The organism is Actinacidiphila acididurans (genome assembly GCF_016918855.1).
In the GTDB taxonomy this organism is placed as follows: Bacteria; Actinomycetota; Actinomycetes; order Streptomycetales; family Streptomycetaceae; genus Actinacidiphila; species Actinacidiphila acididurans.
Window position 1 is genome coordinate 250,790 of sequence record NZ_JADKYB010000012.1, and the last position, 16,223, is coordinate 267,012.

At 73.1% G+C, this 16,223-nt stretch carries 13 protein-coding genes; 6 read left to right on the forward strand and 7 right to left on the reverse strand.

The window, feature by feature from the left end; translation table 11 throughout:
- Window positions 1-41 precede the first annotated feature (41 nt).
- Window positions 42-1,283, forward strand: coding sequence for a ricin-type beta-trefoil lectin domain protein (locus ITX44_RS22915; RefSeq protein WP_205359194.1), 1,242 nt, complete (start codon window positions 42-44; stop codon window positions 1,281-1,283).
- 103 nt (window positions 1,284-1,386) lie between these two features.
- Here ITX44_RS22915 and ITX44_RS22920 read toward each other — a convergent pair whose 3' ends face one another.
- On the reverse strand, window positions 1,387-1,746 hold the full coding sequence (locus tag ITX44_RS22920) for an ArsR/SmtB family transcription factor (RefSeq protein WP_205359195.1): 360 nt from the start codon (window positions 1,744-1,746) through the stop codon (window positions 1,387-1,389).
- 350 nt (window positions 1,747-2,096) lie between these two features.
- Between ITX44_RS22920 and ITX44_RS22925 the strand changes: the two genes are divergently transcribed.
- Both ITX44_RS22925 and ITX44_RS22930 read left to right on the forward strand, forming a co-directional pair.
- Entirely contained in the window at window positions 2,097-3,098 is a 1,002-nt protein-coding gene (locus ITX44_RS22925; RefSeq protein ID WP_205359196.1) for an alpha/beta hydrolase, read from the forward strand.
- Window positions 3,099-3,154: 56 nt separating this feature from the next.
- Window positions 3,155-4,183 (forward strand): DUF4331 family protein, encoded by a 1,029-nt coding sequence (locus tag ITX44_RS22930; RefSeq protein ID WP_205359197.1) that lies wholly within the window; start codon window positions 3,155-3,157, stop codon window positions 4,181-4,183.
- 45 nt (window positions 4,184-4,228) lie between these two features.
- On the opposite strand, the gene ITX44_RS22935 is transcribed toward ITX44_RS22930, so the two are convergent.
- On the reverse strand, window positions 4,229-6,427 hold the full coding sequence (locus ITX44_RS22935; protein ID WP_205359198.1) for an MMPL family transporter: 2,199 nt from the start codon (window positions 6,425-6,427) through the stop codon (window positions 4,229-4,231).
- 110 nt (window positions 6,428-6,537) lie between these two features.
- On the opposite strand from ITX44_RS22935, the gene ITX44_RS41355 reads away from it, so the two are divergent.
- A complete protein-coding gene (locus ITX44_RS41355; protein ID WP_236061308.1) occupies window positions 6,538-7,179 on the forward strand; it encodes a TetR/AcrR family transcriptional regulator in 642 nt (213 codons plus the stop codon).
- Window positions 7,176-7,892, forward strand: coding sequence for an LmeA family phospholipid-binding protein (locus ITX44_RS22945; RefSeq protein WP_205359199.1), 717 nt, complete (start codon window positions 7,176-7,178; stop codon window positions 7,890-7,892). Before ITX44_RS41355 ends, ITX44_RS22945 begins: the two co-directional genes overlap by 4 nt.
- A gap of 114 nt (window positions 7,893-8,006) precedes the next feature.
- On the opposite strand, the gene ITX44_RS22950 is transcribed toward ITX44_RS22945, so the two are convergent.
- From ITX44_RS22950 to ITX44_RS22965, 4 genes are all read right to left on the reverse strand, one after another.
- Window positions 8,007-9,344, reverse strand: a complete 1,338-nt coding sequence (locus tag ITX44_RS22950; RefSeq protein WP_205359200.1) for a family 8 glycosyl hydrolase — start codon at window positions 9,342-9,344, stop codon at window positions 8,007-8,009.
- A gap of 420 nt (window positions 9,345-9,764) precedes the next feature.
- Window positions 9,765-10,538 carry a DUF899 domain-containing protein gene (locus ITX44_RS22955; protein WP_205359201.1) on the reverse strand — a complete coding sequence of 258 codons (774 nt, stop codon included), beginning with the start codon at window positions 10,536-10,538 and terminating at the stop codon, window positions 9,765-9,767.
- A 130-nt stretch (window positions 10,539-10,668) separates the two neighbouring features.
- Window positions 10,669-11,964 (reverse strand): DUF8814 domain-containing protein, encoded by a 1,296-nt coding sequence (locus tag ITX44_RS41360; protein ID WP_236061310.1) that lies wholly within the window; start codon window positions 11,962-11,964, stop codon window positions 10,669-10,671.
- Between the two features lie 277 nt (window positions 11,965-12,241).
- Window positions 12,242-12,511, reverse strand: coding sequence for a GlsB/YeaQ/YmgE family stress response membrane protein (locus ITX44_RS22965; protein WP_205359202.1), 270 nt, complete (start codon window positions 12,509-12,511; stop codon window positions 12,242-12,244).
- 330 nt (window positions 12,512-12,841) lie between these two features.
- On the opposite strand from ITX44_RS22965, the gene ITX44_RS22970 reads away from it, so the two are divergent.
- Window positions 12,842-13,480: a DUF4097 family beta strand repeat-containing protein gene (locus ITX44_RS22970; RefSeq protein ID WP_205359203.1), complete on the forward strand. Its 639-nt coding sequence runs from the start codon at window positions 12,842-12,844 to the stop codon at window positions 13,478-13,480.
- Between the two features lie 27 nt (window positions 13,481-13,507).
- On the opposite strand, the gene ITX44_RS22975 is transcribed toward ITX44_RS22970, so the two are convergent.
- Window positions 13,508-15,985 (reverse strand): ATP-binding protein, encoded by a 2,478-nt coding sequence (locus tag ITX44_RS22975; protein WP_205359204.1) that lies wholly within the window; start codon window positions 15,983-15,985, stop codon window positions 13,508-13,510.
- Window positions 15,986-16,223 lie beyond the last annotated feature (238 nt).

Below are 16,223 nucleotides of genomic sequence, written 5' to 3' on the forward strand. Positions count from 1 at the left end.
CTCCCCCCTCGCACGTGCCGTCCCCAACCGGAGCCAACGACATGACCTCCCCCGCCACCCCTGACGGGTCCGAGCACCGGCCGACGCCGAGCGGCCCGGCGGCCGGCGAGCCGCTGCCGAGCGCCTCCGCCGCCGAGGAACCGCTGCCGACCGCTTCCGCGGCGTCCGACGCCGACGAACCCCTGCCCCGGGCGACCCTTTCGTCCGACGCCGACGAACCGCTGCCCGTGCCCGCCGCCACCGCCGGGCCGGCCGAACCGCTGCCGCGTAAGACCACGGGCGCCGGCACCGGCGCCGCAACGACTCCCGGCCCCGCGACCGGCCCCGGCCTTGGTCCCGGCCCGGGTCCTGGCCCGGTCCCGGCCGGCGGCTCCGGCCCCGGCGACGAGCCCGGTTATGAGCCCGGTTACGAGATCGCGGCCGGCGGTTCCTTCGCCGCCGGCTACGCCCGCCAGCATTTCTTCTCCGGCGCCCGGTTCCTCAAGCCCGGCCGCCGGGCCGCGGTGGCCCTCGCGGCGGTGGTGGCCGTGGCCGCGATCGGTGTGGGTCTGGCCGCCGCCGTCCCGCACCTGGGCGGCGGGGGCGACGACCATGTCGCCGCGCAGCCGGCCGCGTCCACCCGGAGCCTGGCCGGACCGTCCTCCCCGACGACCGGCGCGGCGACGGCCACCACCACGCACGCGGTCCCGCACACCCCGGGCAAGCCCGCGGCGCACCCGAAGCCGCCGGCCCACCACATCGTCAAGGGCCTGCCCCCGGCCACCGGCGCGGCGATCCCGCTGCAGCCCGGCAAGCCGGCGGCCACGACAACCGCCGGGCACAGCACGACGGGAACCAAGCCCGCCACGCACGCCCCGCAGCAGCCGGCCGCGCACCCGATCACGTTCAAGGGCGCCAACATCGTCAACTTCGGCTCCAGCCGATGCCTGGCCGCGCAGGGCGGCTCCAGCGTCGCCGGCACCCTGGCCGTGCTGGCCGACTGCAACCAGTCCGACCCCTCCCAGGGCTGGACCCTCTCCTCCGACGGCACCGTACGCGACTTCGCCGGCACCAGGTGCCTCGACATCAGCGGCACCCCGGGCAACGGCACCGCCGTCCGCATCAAGCCCTGCTCCGCGGCCCGGCAGAGCACGCAGAACTTCGTCCTGAAGCCCTCCTACGACCTGGTCGAGGTCCAGCCCGACCTGTGCGTGGACGCCAAGGACAACGGCACCGCCGCCGGCACCGTCCTCCAGCTGTGGAGCTGCGCCGGCACCTCCAACCAGAAGTGGCGCATGCCCTGATGCATTGACGGGGCTGCCGTTCATTGACGGGGTTGCCGTTCGTCCTCGCGCGGACGGCAGCCCCGACCCCTCGATCCCCTTGGATCCCCTTGGACCCCCGGGACTAGCCCTGACGGGCGTCCCGTTCCGCCGCCTCTGCGACACGCTTGATGTCCGCGAGCCGCCGGTCCCAGTCGGCCGCGAGCGCGCTCATCCACTGCGCCGTCGCGTCCAGCGCGGCGGGCCGTACCGCGTACCGCACCTCGCGGCCCACCCGGCTGCCGGAGACCAGCCCGGCGGCGTCCAGGACGGCGAGGTGCTTGACCACGGCCTGCCGCGTCACGGGAAGCTCTTCGGCGAGCTTCGTCGCGGTCACCTCGCCCTGGGTGGCGAGCAGTTCGAGCAGGTGCCGGCGGGTGGGGTCGGAGAGCGCGACGAGGACGCCGTTGACCGGCTCGGCGGCACCGTTGTCGGTGTCCGTCAACGGGTTACCGCTCGGCGCGTGTCGTGACGGCGGCGAAGCCGGGCGTCGCGACCAGCGACCGGGCCCGGTTCGGGGACGCGGCGATCAGGGTCTCGCGTGCGCTGCGGTCCTCGCTCATGAGGAGACTCCTCCGTCCGTCCCCGTTGTCCATACAGCCCAGGGTCGCACATCGTGATCTGAGGTGGAACCGAAGGGTTGCGCCTCTGCCCAGCAGCAACCCCGCCATGTCCCCATATAGCTGGTGGGCGAGTTCAACGGCAGCGATTGCCTTGCGCACAAGTTAATCGCGTACTAGTGTCTTGGGCATGCGGAGCCCGCCCGGGCTCCGGCTCTCGACAAGGAGTTGAGCCATGACCGAGGACACCGCGCGCGGCACGCAGCCCGAGTACGTTCCGGCGCTGCCGGTGCTGGAGGCAGCGGCGGCGGAGTTCGCCGCGGCGACCGCGCAGCCGCCCTACCTCTTCGACCTCGGCCCGGTTGACGGCCGCAAGGCGGTCGACGAGGTCCAGTCCGGCCCGGTGGACAAGCTTCCGGTGGACGAGGAATGGGTGACCGTCCCCGGCGGCCCGACCGGCAGCGTGCGGGCACGGATCGTCAAACCCGTGGGCGGCAACGGGATGCTGCCGGTGGTGCTGTACATCCACGGCGCGGGCTGGGTGTTCGGCAACGCCCACACCCATGACCGCCTGGTGCGGGAGATCGCGGTGGGGGCCGGGGCGGCCGTGGTCTTCCCGGAGTACGACCTGTCGCCCGAGGCCCGCTACCCGGTGGCGATCGAGCAGAACTACGCCGTCGCCCGCTGGATCGTCGCCAATGGCGCGGGGCACGGCCTGGACGGCCACCGGCTGGCGGTCGCCGGGGACAGCGTCGGCGGGAACATGAGCGCGGCTTTGACTCTGATGGCCAAGGAGCGCGGGGACGTCCACCTGCTGGCCCAGGTGCTGTTCTACCCGGTCACCGACGCCACCTTCGACACCGGCTCGTACCACCGATTCGCCGAGGGCTACTTCCTGCGGCGCGACGCGATGCAGTGGTTCTGGGACCAGTACACCACCAGCGAGAGCGAGCGGGCGCAGATCACCGCCTCACCGCTGCGCGCCACCACCGAGGAACTGGCCGGGCTGCCGCCGGCCCTGGTGATCACCGGTGAGGCCGATGTGCTGCGGGACGAGGGCGAGGCGTACGCGGCCAAGCTGCGCCAGGCCGGCGTGCCGGTCACCGCGGTCCGCTACCAGGGGATCATCCACGACTTCGTGATGCTCAACGCCCTACGTCCCACCCACGCCGCCGAGGCCGCTATCGGCCTGGCCGCCCGCACCCTCCACGAGGCCCTCCACATCACCGCCCACTGACTCCTGGTCAGGCCGGGCCCCCGCCCCCCGCCGAACCCGCAGAAAGGTGTGCCCGAATGTCCCACCACCTCGACTCCCCGCAGGCTCGCCAGGACCCCCGCCTCGACATCACCGACCAGTACGTCTTCCGCGGCGAACGCGGCACGGTGTTCGTGCTCAACGTGAGCCATTCGCTGGCCGGTGACACCCGCGGCTTCCACCCGGAGGCCCGGTACGAGTTCAGGATCGACGGCAACGGGGACGCCGTGGAGGACCTCGCCTACCGCTTCACCTTCGGCGACGCCGACCCCGCCGGGAACCAGGAGTTCCGGCTGGAGCGGCTGACCGACGAACACGCCGGGGACCCGTTCGCGGCCGGCACCGTGGTGGCGGAGGGCCGCACCGGCCGGGCGGTGGACGGCACGGAGGGCCTGCGGATCTGGGCCGGGAGAGCCGGGGACCCGTTCTGGATGGAACTCGACGTCCTGCAAGCGGTCGGCGCCGCCTTCGATCACGGCACCACCGTCGACCTGTCCGGCTGGGACCCCGCGAGCGCTGCGAACCGCTTCGCCGGCCACACCGTCCACGCCCTGGTGCTGGAAGTGCCGGACCGCGAACTGCTGCCGGTGGCCGGCACCGACCGGCGGATCGGGGTGTGGGCACTGTCCGCGCTGGCCACCGACGCCGGCGGCTGGCGGCAGATCAACCGGGTCGGCCTGCCGATGATCCACCCGCTGTTCGCCCACACCGACGAGCACCTGGCCGCCCGGCTCAACGAGGGCCACCCATCACAGGACTTGAGCACGTACGGCCCGGTCGCCGCCGCCAAGGTCGCCGGTGTGATCCGGGCGTACGGCAGCGCGGTCGACCCCGACGGCTACGCCAGAGCCGTCACCGAGCGGCTGTTCCCCAATGTCCTCCCGTACACCGTCGGCACCCGGGCCGTCTTCGGCTTCGCCGGCTGGAACGGCCGCTCCCTGATCGACAACACCCCCGACGTGATGTTCTCCTTCGCCAGCAACACCCCCATCTCCCTGGGCCTGACTCAGGACTGCGTCACCTCCCGCCCGCGGCCGGACTTCCCGTACGTCCCCCCGGCCGCTTGATCCCGCGTCCCCGGCGGCCCCTCCCCGGCGGCTCCTCCCGGCCGATCACTCGCCGCGGAGCCGAGGCACCACGCGGTCCAGCCGGCGCGGCAGCCACCAGTTGGCCCGGCCCATGAGCACCATCGCCGAGGGCACCAGAACCAGCCGGACCACGGTGGCGTCGAGGATCACGCTCACCGCCAGGCCCAGCGCGAGCATCTTCACCACCACCGTGGGGGAGGCGGTGAAGGACAGGAAGACGGCCGTCATGATGAGCGCGGCGCTGGAGATGACCCGCCCGGTCGCGGCCAGCCCGGCGCCGACCGCCCGGGTGTTGTCCCTCGTGGTGCGCCATGTCTCCGCGACCCGGGACAGCAGGAATATCTCGTAGTCCATCGAGAGCCCGAAGACGATGGCGAACATCATCATCGGCACATAGGACTCGATCGGCACCGCCTCGGACAGGCCCAGCAGCCGGGTGCCCCAGCCCCACTGGAAGACCGCGACGAGGACGCCGTACGACGCGCCGGTCGTGAACAGGTTCAGTACCACCGCCTTCAGTGGGATCAGCACGCTGCGGAAGACGGCCAGCAGCAGGACGAAGGCGCAGACCAGCACGATGCCGATGATGAGCGGCAGCCGTGCGGTGACCGTGTCGCGGAAGTCGAGCTGGCCGGCGGTCGTGCCGGTGACGTACGCCTTCGCGCCGGTGCCGTGCAGGGCGTCGGGCAGGGTGTGCCGGGTCAGGGTGTCGAACAGGGCGCCGGTCCGCGCGGATTGCGGGCCGGTGTCCGGGGTCACCGTACTGACCACGACGTGCAGGTCGCCGCTGACCTGGGGTGTGGTGGCGCGGGCCACGCCCGGTGCGGAGCCGAGCGCCCCGGCCAGGTCGTCGGCCACCTGCTGCGGCGGCACACCGGCGTGCCGGACGTCGGCCACGACCACGAACGTGCCGTTGGCGCCCGGGCCGAAGCCGGGGCCGCGGGCATCGGCGATCAGGTCGTACGCGACCCGGCTGCTGGTGCCGGGCTTCGCGGCGCCGTCGTCCACGTGGCCCAGCCGCATGGAGAACATCGGCACCGCGCACACGGCCATCAGGAGCGTGCCGGCGGTGAGGAACCGTACCGGGTGACGGGCCACCAGAGCGGCGTAGCGGTGCCAGCCGTCGTGGTCGCCGGAGGTCTCGGCGACCGGACGGCGGCGCAGTTTGAGCCGGTCGACGCGCCGGCCGACCAGACCGAGGGCGGCCGGGACCAGGGTGAGGGCCGCTGCCGCGGTGACCGCGACCGCGAGGGTGGCGGCCAGGCCGAGCTTGCCGATGAACGTCAACCCGCAGGCGTACAGGCTCATCAGCGCGACGGCCACCGTGAGGGCGGCGACCAGCACGGCGTGCCCGCTGCTGTCGGTGGTCCGGCCGGCGGCCGCGACCGGTTCCTCGCCGTCGATGAGGGCCTGGCGGAAGCGGGTGGTCAGGAAAAGCGCGTAGTCGATGCCGACGCCGAGGCCGATCATGGTGGCGAGGGTGGGGGCGGCGGTGGCGAAGGTGACGCCCCCGGCCACGACCCCCACGAGCCCGATCCCGGTCCCCACGCTGATCAGCGCCGTCATGAGCGGCATCAGCGCCGCCAGCACACTGCCGAAGCCGAGCAGCAGCACCAGCAGGGCGGCGCCGACGCCTATCAGCTCGCTGCGGCGGTCGTTCGCCGGGACCCGGGTGACCTGGTCCAGGTCCCCGCCGTACGCGACCTGGACGCCGTCGGCGCGGGCCGGCGCGGTGGCCCGGTCCAGGCGTGCGGTGTAGTCGTGGCCGAGCGTCTTGAGCTGGACGTCGAAGGTCGTGGTCGCGTACGCGGTACGGCCGTCGTCGCTGGTCACCGGCGCCGACACGGCTGTGACGTGCGGCAGGTCCCGCAGCCTGGCCAGCGCTTGGTCGATCGCCGGCTCGTGCGCGGAGACCGTCCGGGAGCCCACGTGGAAGACGACCTTGCCGCTGGGCCCGCCGGCGCCCGAGCCGGACGCCTGGAGCAGCGCCGCGCCGTGGTCCGACTGGCTGCCCGGCAGGCTGATCTGGTCGCTGAACTGCGCGCCCACCGCCTTCTTCCCGGCGAGTGCGACCACCAGGAGCAGCACCCACACGGCCACGACCCACACGGGGTGCCGGGCGCAGAACGCCCCCAGGCGGCCGAGCGGTCCGCCGCGGGCCGCAGCGGTGACCGGAGCCGGACCACCGCGGGCCGGGGCGGGGACAGGGGGTGAGGACGACACGGCGGGCTCCCGGAAAATGGCAGGACTGACAGATTCTGGTGCCCACTCTACTCCCCGAAGTGGCAGGACTGTCAATTGACACCACTGACAGATCGGCTAGGCTGTCGGTCATGACCACGGGTTCCAGCAGGTCCACCGGCCCCGAACACCCCGGACTGCGCGAGCAGAAGAAGGAGCAGACCCGCCGCAGCCTGCGCGCGAACGCGGCCCGGCTGTTCGCGGAGCACGGCTTCGCGAGCACGACCGTCGCGGACATCTCCGCGGCGGCCAACATCTCCGAGCGCACCTTCTTCCGGTACTTCGACAGCAAGGAGGACCTCCTGCTGCCGGACACCGTGGAACTCCTCGGCTACGTCGAGGAGGCGCTGGCCGAGCGGCCCGCGGACGAGGACCCGCTGACCGCCGTGCAGCAGGCCCTGCTGGCGGCCGTGCGGCCCTTCACCGAGAGCAGCCTCACCGTGCTCGCCCAGCCGCTGGAGGGCACGGGCGCGGTCGTCGCCTCCCGCCTCGCCCACGTGTTCACCGAGTTCGAGGAGCGGCTGACCGCCCTGGTCGAGCGGCGGCTGCCGCCCGGCACCCCGGACCCGGACCTGACCGCCGCCGTCGTCGCCGGCACCGCGCTCGCCTCGGTCCGCGCCTGCCTGCGCACCCTGCGCCGCCGCCGCGCGGCCGGCGCCACCCGCGCCGAGACCACCGGACTGCTGGCCCGCACCTTCGCCGTCGCCGCCGAGATCGGAAAGGCCCCCCGATGAAGCCGCCCCGCAAGCCCGTGATCGTCTCCCTCGGCGTCGCCGCGGCGGTCCTGGCCGCCGCGGGCGCGGCCGACCTGACCCTCGCGCACGTGGCACGGCACCGGGTCGAGAAGGCCGTCGCCTGCCGGCTGCACCCCACCGGGCCGGTCGGCGCCGACCTGGAGAGCACGTTCGCCGGCCTGCGCGCGGTGTCCGGAGACCTCGGCACCGTGCACGTCACCGCCGACGGGGTGAAGCGGGCCGGCACCGACCTGAACGTGTCGGCCGACCTCCGCCACGTCACCCGCAAGGGAACCCGCGGCGGCACCGCGACGGCCGTCGTGCCGTACACCGAACTCCGGAAGCGGCTCGGCGGTGACGGCGCGTTCACCTTCGGCTCGGACGGCTCCGACCTGGTCCTGACCGGCACCGTCGGATCCCTCGGCCTGCCCGTCACGGTCCGCACCGCCACCACGACCACCCGGAACAGCGTCACCGTGACGCCGACCACCGTCGGCGTGCTCGGCCGCGACATACCCGTCGCCGACCTCAGCGGCACCGGCATGGGCAGCGGCCTGAGCGACCGGCTCAAGCCGCACACCGTCTCGCTCGCCCACCTCCCCGCGGGCGCCTCCGTGGTCTCCGCCTCGGCCGGCCACGACGGCCTGGCCGTACACCTGTCGCTGTCGCCCATGTCGGCGCGTACCGGCGGGAATGCTCCGCGCTGCGTCTGAGCGGTCCTCAGCCGGCCCCGGCCCGAGGCGACCTGACGGGCGGCGGACATGCGAAGGCCCGGCGCCCCCGGGTGACCGAAGCGGCCACCCGGGAACACCGGGCCGAGGAGTGACTCAGTGGGACTGCGGGAGCCACATCCGGAAGTTGCCGCTGTCGTAGAGCATGCCGAGCATGTAGAGCATGCCGTCGTAGTAGCGGGCCTGGCCCGAGGGGACCGGGGTGTTCCAGAAGTCCCGGACGAAGTCCTTCTTGTCCTTGTCCGTGGCCGAGATGGCCGACGTCGAGTTCATCGCCACCAGGCCCTGCGCGTGCGCCGGCTCATAGGCGTTCTGGCCGGAGGTCAGCGGGGTGCCGTCGAGGTGGTAGCGGCTGACGTACGTGCTGACGCCCTGCCCCTCGAAGAAGTTCTCCAGGTTGTTGGAGTACTGGGTCTGCCACGGCTTCACGCCGGTCCACGCCGCGTCGATGTTCGCGTTGGCGATGGCCCGCCAGGCGTCCTCCTGGAAGGTGTGGTCGTAGGCGTTGTCCGTCGGGGTCTCGGACGGCCTCATGTACGGCGTGCCGTCGAAGTTGGCGTAGCAGGGCGCCAGGCCCGTCACCGGGTTCGCGGCCTTCTGCAGCAGGTTCTCGCCCGCCGTGTACGCCTTGTCCCACAGGTCCTTGTCGGACGGGTCCGCCATCGCGAACATCTTGTAGAAGCCGGGCAGCGCGTACGACGGGTCGGTGTAGTTGAGGGACGTGGCCGGCGGGGTGAACAGCGGCAGGTACGAGTCCCGCTTGAACATGTCGACGCCGCCGTGGTCGGACTCGTGCCACATCGCGTGCACGATCTGCTCCGACTCGGTGCCGTAGTCGTAGATCCCGGTGCCGTCACCCCAGCGGTTCGACGCGAAGTACAGCGCCGCCGCGATCCACTGGTCGCCGTCGGGGGCCACGCCGGTGCTCAGCACTTTGCCGGTGGTGTCCGTGTGCCAGGCGAAGAAGTACTGCTCGGGGCCGCTCTGGAGCTGCATCTTGGTCTTCGCGAAGTTCCACAGGGCGTCGAACTCCTGCTTGTGGCCGAGTTGCAGCGCGATCATCATCGCGTAGCCCATGCCCTCGGTGCGCACGTCCTGGTTGCCGATGTCCTCCACGTACGCCATGTCCGGCGTCAGCTGGTAGTAGATCGACTGTCCGTCGTAGCGGTTGGCCTGGGTGCCCGGGGCACCGTGGAAGAGCTGCTGGTACGCGCCTTCCACGCGCGCGTCGATCGCCGGGTGCGAGTAGCCCGTCCGGGCGAAGACGTCGGGGTACACGCCGGTGTGGAGGGCTCCTCCGGGGTTGTTGCCGATCGTCCGCGACGGCCCGCCGCCGCTGACAGCGTTGTCGGCCGCCAGCGCGGTCTGCGACACCGAGGTCAGCAGCGCGGCCGCGGAGGCCAGCGCCACGCCGAGCTTTGCCAGCTTTTTCACAGCATTCTCCCAGTTCCAAGGTGAATACGGGCCCGTGCAGTGCGTGGGGGGAATGCGTGAGTCCCCTGCCGTCGGCGGGGGGACCCCCAGGGTCGGATCGTCCCGGTCTGACCCGGTCGGGGCAGGACCGTTCGCCAAGCTAATGATCGCAAAGATGAATCGTCAACGATCTGTTTTCCCATGCGTTTGCAAAATCCGATTGGGTGTCAGCGGAAATCATCTCTTGGTCGAGTTCTCCGGCTTTGGTGGAGAGTCCGGCGCCGGAAAAACGCCGCCGCCCCCGCGTCCGGCCGGCGTTTTCGCAGGTCGGACGCGGGGGCGGGGGGACGGGCCGACGGGCCGGGCGGAGCTTCGGCCGACCGGATTCCGAAAGTTGCGGTCAGCGGGAGGCGGCCAGCGGCCAGGGGACAGGGGCGGCGGTCAGCGGGAGCCCGCCGTGCCGCCGAGCTCCGCCGGCTCGTACGCGTCGTGGCGGCGCAGCCAGCTCATGGCGGGGACGTTGCTCTCCCGGGCCGGCTGCTCCCAGGACTCCTGGCGGCCCCGGGCGGTCAGGTCGAGCCAGTTGTACGTGCCGTTCAGCAGGTCGATGCCGCGCCCGTAGCTGGAATACGTGTGGAAGATCCGGCCGCCCTTGCGCAGGAAGGCGCTCATGCCCGGCTGCTCGCCGGCCCACCCCTCCCAGCTCGGGCTCTTCGCGACGAGCTGCGCGTAGTCCCTGTAGTTGTACTCGACCGGCGCGACCGAGGCGTCCAGGGCGACGTGGAAGTCGTAGTTGAAGTCGCTGCCGTGCGAGGAGTACCAGGGGACCGTCCACCCCATGCGCCGCTTGTAGCGCTCCAGAGTGTCGAGCGGGGCGCGGGAGACGAGCGCGAAGCTGGTGTCGCGGGCGTGCAGGTGCCTGAGGTCACCCACGTTGTCGGTCCAGAACGAGCAGGACGGGCAGCCCTCGTCGTCGCCGGGCTCGAACATGAAGTGGTAGATCAGCAGCTGGTCGCGCCCCTCGAACAGGTCGCCCAGCGTGGCCCGGCCGCCGGGACCGTCGAAGACGTACTCCTTGGTGATCTCGACCATCGGCATCCGGCGCCGGGCCGCGGCGACCTCGTCCCGCTGCCGGGTGAGTTCCTTCTCCCGTTCCAGCAGCTCGCGCCGGGCGCGGAGCCACTGCTCCTCGGTCACTACCTCTGGATCGGACATGAGGTGCCATCCCAGGTGATTGCGTTGTGCAAGCGGTCACAACGTAACGAGGGGGGCGGTGAGCGGCAACCGGTGCGGGCATGGCGGTGAACGGACCCGGGGCCGGGCCGCCGGCCCCGGGCGGAGGGGATCAGCAGTTGGGAATGACCGTGCCGTTGTTGTCCTTCGCCTCGTCGTTGCCCCAGCGCGAGAGGTAGTAGGCCGACACGTACTGGTTCGCCGGCCCGCTGTCGGGGTCGGTCAGCAGCCACCAGTGGTTGTACGTGGTGCTGTTGCCGATCATGCGGCCCCACACCTTGCAGTAGACGTAATTCGTGCCGCCGTTGAGGGTGCCGGTCTGTGTCGTGCTGGTCGGCGAGGCGTAGACCGGGGCGTTGGCGAAGGTGTCCACCCAGTACTTGGTCCTGGGGGGCGGGGAGACGGCCGAGAAGGTGACGGTGACCCAGTCGTTGTTCGTCATGCCCAGGCCGTCCCAGAAGGTGCCGTCGGCGAGGTCGATGCCGGCCGGGTTGGAGACGCTGCGGCCGAACTCGTCGTGGCCGCCGTTGTAGCCGCTCTGGTACGCGGCCTGCGCCTCCGGCGTGCCCTGCGGCAGGTCGGTCCAGGACTGGCGGACACTGGGTGGGTTCCAGTAGTCGTCGGTGGTGTTCCACGGGCCGACGTCCCAGATCGGCGCGGTCTCGCAGCGGCTGCCGTAGCACACCGTGACCTGGTACGTACGGCTGCCGTTGGCGTCGAGCAGGCGGCGCGAGGGCAGCGCCACGAAGTGGTCCCGATCGGCGATCACATGGCCGTTGGCGGTGGTGCCCCCGACCAGGCCCTCCCGGGTGGCGAACACCCGGTACGTGGCCGTGGCGGCCGGTGCCATCACCTGCGGCTGCGCAGCGCCGGCCGCCGCGTCGGCGGCCAGCCGTACCGAGGACACCGCGGGCGTGGCGGCGCCCTCGGGCGCGCTCAGTACCAGCCGCACCTGAACGGCCGAGACCGCAGCGGCGAAGGCGACCGTCTCACCCGCCGCGGGGGTGGTCGTCCACTGGGTCCAGCCGCCCGACGCGTCGCGCCCGCGTACGTCCGTCTCGACGTCGGAGCCCGCGGGGCGGGTCGCGGTGGTACGGACGGCCAGTGCGGAAACGGTTCGGCCGAGAGCGGTGACCGGAGCGGTGTACTCCGCGTACGACCGGTCGGCCGGCGCCGCCGCCGGGTGGGCGTGCCGGTCGCGAACGGTCAGCCGGCCGTGGCTGAGTGCCGTGTTGGTGCGGTCGGGAGTGGCGGCGGTCAGATCGACCGGCCAACTCGCCTGCGCGGCCCGCGCGGTGGGGGAGGACGGGGAGTGCGCCTGCGCCTGCGGCGCGCCCGGCAGGGCCAAGGACGCGAGGACGGTTCCGAGGGCGACGAGTGCGCCGGGACCACGCCGTGCTCTGTGCATCTGCCACCTCGCTGCATCGGGTACTGCCGCGTGCCGTCCGGCAGCGGAGTCGTGCTGGGGGCGGTACGGGGTGTGCGGGAGTGCAGGGCGGTGCGCGGTGGTGCGCCGTGGTGCGGGGTGACCTTAACCGCGGCCTTTCACGGGCGACAAGAGTCTGACGCATACATGGCAATAAGTTCCGCCGGCCCCTGGACATGCCGGCGCCCCCGGCCGGATGGCCAGGGGCGCCCAGTCCGTTCGGGCCGGCCCTCAGGATCGGGCGGCCCCGCCGGCGGTCTCAGCGGCGTGCATGGTGTCGGCCGGCCCACATCGGTGTGATCAGTGCGATCAGCACCGCGGCCGCGCCGATCTGGAAGAAGTGCCTGATCCAGTCCACGCCGCTGGTGTTGGCGACGCCGAACGCGCTGGCCAGTCCGTTGCCGACGAGGCCGCCGACAATGCCGAGCAGGATCGTCATCCACAGCGGAATCGGCTGCCGCCCCGGCAGTACGAGTTTGGCCAGCAGGCCGATGATCAGGCCGGCGATGATGGCCCAGAGAATGGTCACGGCACGTCCCTCCTGTTGCGGCCCTGCCCCTCAGGGCCGCCCAACGGGCGTGTTCCCACCGCTCGTCACGCTATGTCCGCCGTTTTCGAACGGACTTGTGGATCTCGCTGTTTCAGCGGGGGCGCCGGGTCCGCGCGCGAGGAGGACGCCGTGCCCGGCACCCCGATGCGGTGGGACGCCGGCCCGCGGGGCAGACGCCCCCGTATGAACTCATCGGCAGCAACTGCCGCCGCAGCGGCGCTGGTTGTGAGCGCCGCCTTCGTCGCGGGGTGCGGTGGCGGATCCGGGAGAGCAGCCCGTCCGGGCGACGCCGTACGGTCCACCGCTTCAGTGGACCGTACGGCAGGCTCCCACCTGCTCATCGAGACCGCCAACGGCGTACGGCTGCGCCCGCAGGCCACCGGCGGTCACGTCGTCGTCGCCGACCAAGCCGTACGGGCCCGGTTCAGCGCCCGTGACGCGTTGTCGGTGCTGGACCTGGACTGCCCTCCGGCGGGCGGTGACTGCGCCCGGATGCCCACCGTCGAGGTCCCGGCCGGCACCGCTGTGACCGTCGTGGCGCGCGACGCGGGCGTGGACGCCGCCGGCCTGACCGGCGACCTCCACCTGACCACGGTCAACGGCGACATCACCCTCGCCTCGTCCGGCGGTTCGCGATCGGCCGTCTCCCTCGCCACCCGCAACGGCTCCATCCGCACCACGGACCTGCGGGCCGCCACCCTGAGCGCGGCCACCGTCAACGGCGACCTCGACCTGACCTGCGCCGACGCCCCCGGGGCCGTCGACGCGGACACCACCAACGGCTCCGTCCGCTTCCTCCTCCCGCCGGGCTCACCGTCGTACGCGGTCACCACGGCCACCGACAACGGCCGCGCCCACCTCGGCCTGCCCACGACCGGTGACCGGCGGGCTCCCCGGGCCGCGCTGCGTACCGTCAACGGGGACGTCACGCTCGCCGCCGGGCCATGAGGACTGCGACCCCGCACGGCCGACGGCTCATCCGTCCGGCGGCCGGCCGAGGCCGGCCAGCCGCTCCATGACGCGCTCGGCGGCGGCGAGGCGGTGCTGGGCGGTGTAGAGCTCGTGTGCCTGCCGCCAGGCGTCGCGGGCCCTGTCCGACTGGCGCTGTGCGAGGCGGGTCCCGGCGATGTGGTCCAGGACGTCGGCCTCGAGGTGGCGGTGGCCCTGGGCGCGGCAGATGGCCAGGGCCTGGTGGTAGTGGTCGAGGGCCTGGTCGTGTTCGTCGCGGCAGTGGGCGATGTATCCGAGGCTGTCGAGGATGTTGGCCTCACCGAACCGGCGGCCGTCGGAAGGGTGCCCGCGTATGAGCACGAGGGCGGCCCGGCAGTTGGCGTGGGCCTCGGTGTGCTCGCCGAGCCGGGTCTGCAGCCAGCCCACGCCGTTGAGGGCCCGGGCCTGCCGGTAGGTGTCGTCCAGGGTCCGGAAGATCCGCAGCGCGTGGAGGGCGTGTTCCAGCGCCCGGCGGTCGTCGCCGTGCCGCTCCCAGGCGCCGCCGAGGCTGTGGTGGATCTCGCCCCGGCCGGCGCTGTCGCCGGTGCGGTCCGCCAGGTCCAGGGCCTGGCCCAGGTGCCGCAGGGCGTCCGCTGTCCTGCCGAGCTGGGCGTAGGCGTCCCCGAGCATCTGGTGCGCCCGGGCCCGATGGGCCGGGTCGGGCAGCCGCTGGGCGCCGGCCAGCGCGAGTTGCCAGGCCGTGGCCTGGTGTTCCAAGTGACCGCGGCGACGGTGGTACGGGTCCAGCGCCCAGGCCAGGTGGCAGACCCGGGTGTCCCAGCCGTGATCGCCGGCCGCCTGCTGGGCCGCCAGCAGGTTGGCGTGCTCGGCGTCGAACCAGGCCGTCGCCGCGGCCGGGGCGGGCGGCGGGTGTTCCGCGGTGCCGGGGACCGGCTCGCAGGGCTCGGGCGCGGGGTGGTGCGGAGCGAGCGCGCGTGCGCCGGCGCAGGCGGTGTACGTATAGAAGTCCACCACGCGGCGCAGCGCCGCCTGCCGTTCGCCGGGGTCCCGGTGGTCGCGGGCCTGTTCCGCGGCGTGCAGCCTGAGCAGGTCGTGCATGCGGTAACGCTCGGGGGCGTGCCGCTGGATCAGGTGGGCATGGTCCAGCTCGCGCAGCAGCGCACGGGCCGGCCCGGGCGGCAGGTCGAGCAGGCGCGCGGCCGCGGCCGGCGCGATGTCCGGGCCGGGGGCGATGGCCAGCAGCGCGAGGGCGCGGGCGGCGTCCGGGGACAGGGCCCTGCTGGACCAGGAGAGTACGGCGCGCAGGTCCGCCTGCGGCTCTCCGGCGTCCAGGGCGTCGAGCCGATGGGCGTCGTCGCTCAGCTCGGCGGCCAGTACGGCCAGCGACAGGTCCGGGTGGGTGGCGGCGCGGGCCGCGACGATGCCGAGCGCCAGGGGCAGTCCGGCGCAACAGGTCACCAGGGCGGCGGCCGCGCCGGCTTCCCGGCCGAGCCGGCCGCGGCCGAGGTGGCGGGCGAGCAGGCGGCGGGCCTCGTCCGCGGGCAGCACGTCGAGGGTCACGCAGTGCGCGCCGTGGGCGGCGATCAGCCCGGTCAGCTGCCGGCGGCTGGTGATGAGCACCGCGCACCTCGTGCCGCCCGGCAGCAACGGGACCACCTGCGCGGTGTCGTGCGCGTTGTCCAACAGGAGCAGCATCCGCCGGCCCGCGGTGAGGCTGCGGTACAAAGCCGCCTGCGCTTCCTGCCCGACCGGGATCGCGGTGGGCGCCACGCCGAGGGCCTCCAGGAAGCCGCGCACCACGGTCGCCGGGTCCTGGGGCCGGCCGGTGGGGTCGAACCCGCGCAAGTCGACGTACAACTGGCCGTCCGGGAACCGGTCGACACGCTCATGGGCCCAGTGCAGGGCCAGCCAGGTCTTGCCGATTCCGCTCATCCCGCCGATCACCAGCGTGCCGCCGGTCCGCGACGGCTGGTCCGGGGCCGACTCCGGGGCCGGCTCCAGCGCCGCGTCCAGGAACGACAGCGCACCCGCGCGGCCGGAGAACATCGCGGGGGCGGCGGGCAGTTGGCGCGGGGTCGGCTCGGTCCGGCCCGGCGCCGGCTTGCGGGGGAGGACGGCGGGTGCGGCCCGCGGCGTCCGGCGGCGCCCGGTCCGGCGGTTGGCCTCCTCGATCCGGTCGCGGGCGGTGGCCAGCGCGCGCTGCTCGGCCGGGGTGGCGCTCAGCACCTTGAGCAGGCCGTCGAGGCGGTCGGTGGGGGGCAGGGTGCGGGCGGTGAAGTACTCGGCGATCGCCGTCTGGGACCATCCGGTCCGCGCCGCCAGCTCGCGGTAGGTCAGCGCACTGTCGCGGCGGCTGCGCGCGTGCCGGCGCCGCAGATCCCGCAGGAGCGCGGCGAGTTCCTCCAGCGTCCGCACCGCCTCCGCGGCCGGGACCGCCTCCGCGGCGGCCGGGGCCGGCGCGTCGGGCGGGTCCGGTAAGGGGTGTGGTTCGCCGGGTCCCATCGCCGCATCGTTCTCCGTTGCCCACGCACTCGAATGACCACGCACTCGAACACTGCACTCGAACACTGATGGCGCGGCGGCAGCTTAACAACCCGCGGGTCCGCCGTCCCCGGAAATGCGCCGGTTTTCGGCAGTTTTCGGAGCCGCACGGAATCCGGGGCGACCACCGCGACCGGCGGCCACCATGGGGCGCTGCTTTCGTGTCCCCCCACCTGGCGTCCCGCACGCCGCTCGAAAG

What these genes read in the sequence shown, in the direction of transcription:
- ITX44_RS22915 (WP_205359194.1), top strand. Translation starts at nt 42, where the DNA reads ATGACCTCCCCCGCCACCCCTGACGGGTCCGAGCACCGGCCGACGCCG.
- ITX44_RS22925 (WP_205359196.1), top strand. Translation starts at nt 2,097, where the DNA reads ATGACCGAGGACACCGCGCGCGGCACGCAGCCCGAGTACGTTCCGGCG.
- ITX44_RS22930 (WP_205359197.1), top strand. Translation starts at nt 3,155, where the DNA reads ATGTCCCACCACCTCGACTCCCCGCAGGCTCGCCAGGACCCCCGCCTC.
- ITX44_RS41355 (WP_236061308.1), top strand. Translation starts at nt 6,538, where the DNA reads ATGACCACGGGTTCCAGCAGGTCCACCGGCCCCGAACACCCCGGACTG.
- ITX44_RS22945 (WP_205359199.1), top strand. Translation starts at nt 7,176, where the DNA reads ATGAAGCCGCCCCGCAAGCCCGTGATCGTCTCCCTCGGCGTCGCCGCG.
- ITX44_RS22955 (WP_205359201.1), bottom strand. Translation starts at nt 10,538, where the DNA reads ATGTCCGATCCAGAGGTAGTGACCGAGGAGCAGTGGCTCCGCGCCCGG.
- ITX44_RS41360 (WP_236061310.1), bottom strand. Translation starts at nt 11,964, where the DNA reads ATGCACAGAGCACGGCGTGGTCCCGGCGCACTCGTCGCCCTCGGAACC.
- ITX44_RS22975 (WP_205359204.1), bottom strand. Translation starts at nt 15,985, where the DNA reads ATGGGACCCGGCGAACCACACCCCTTACCGGACCCGCCCGACGCGCCG.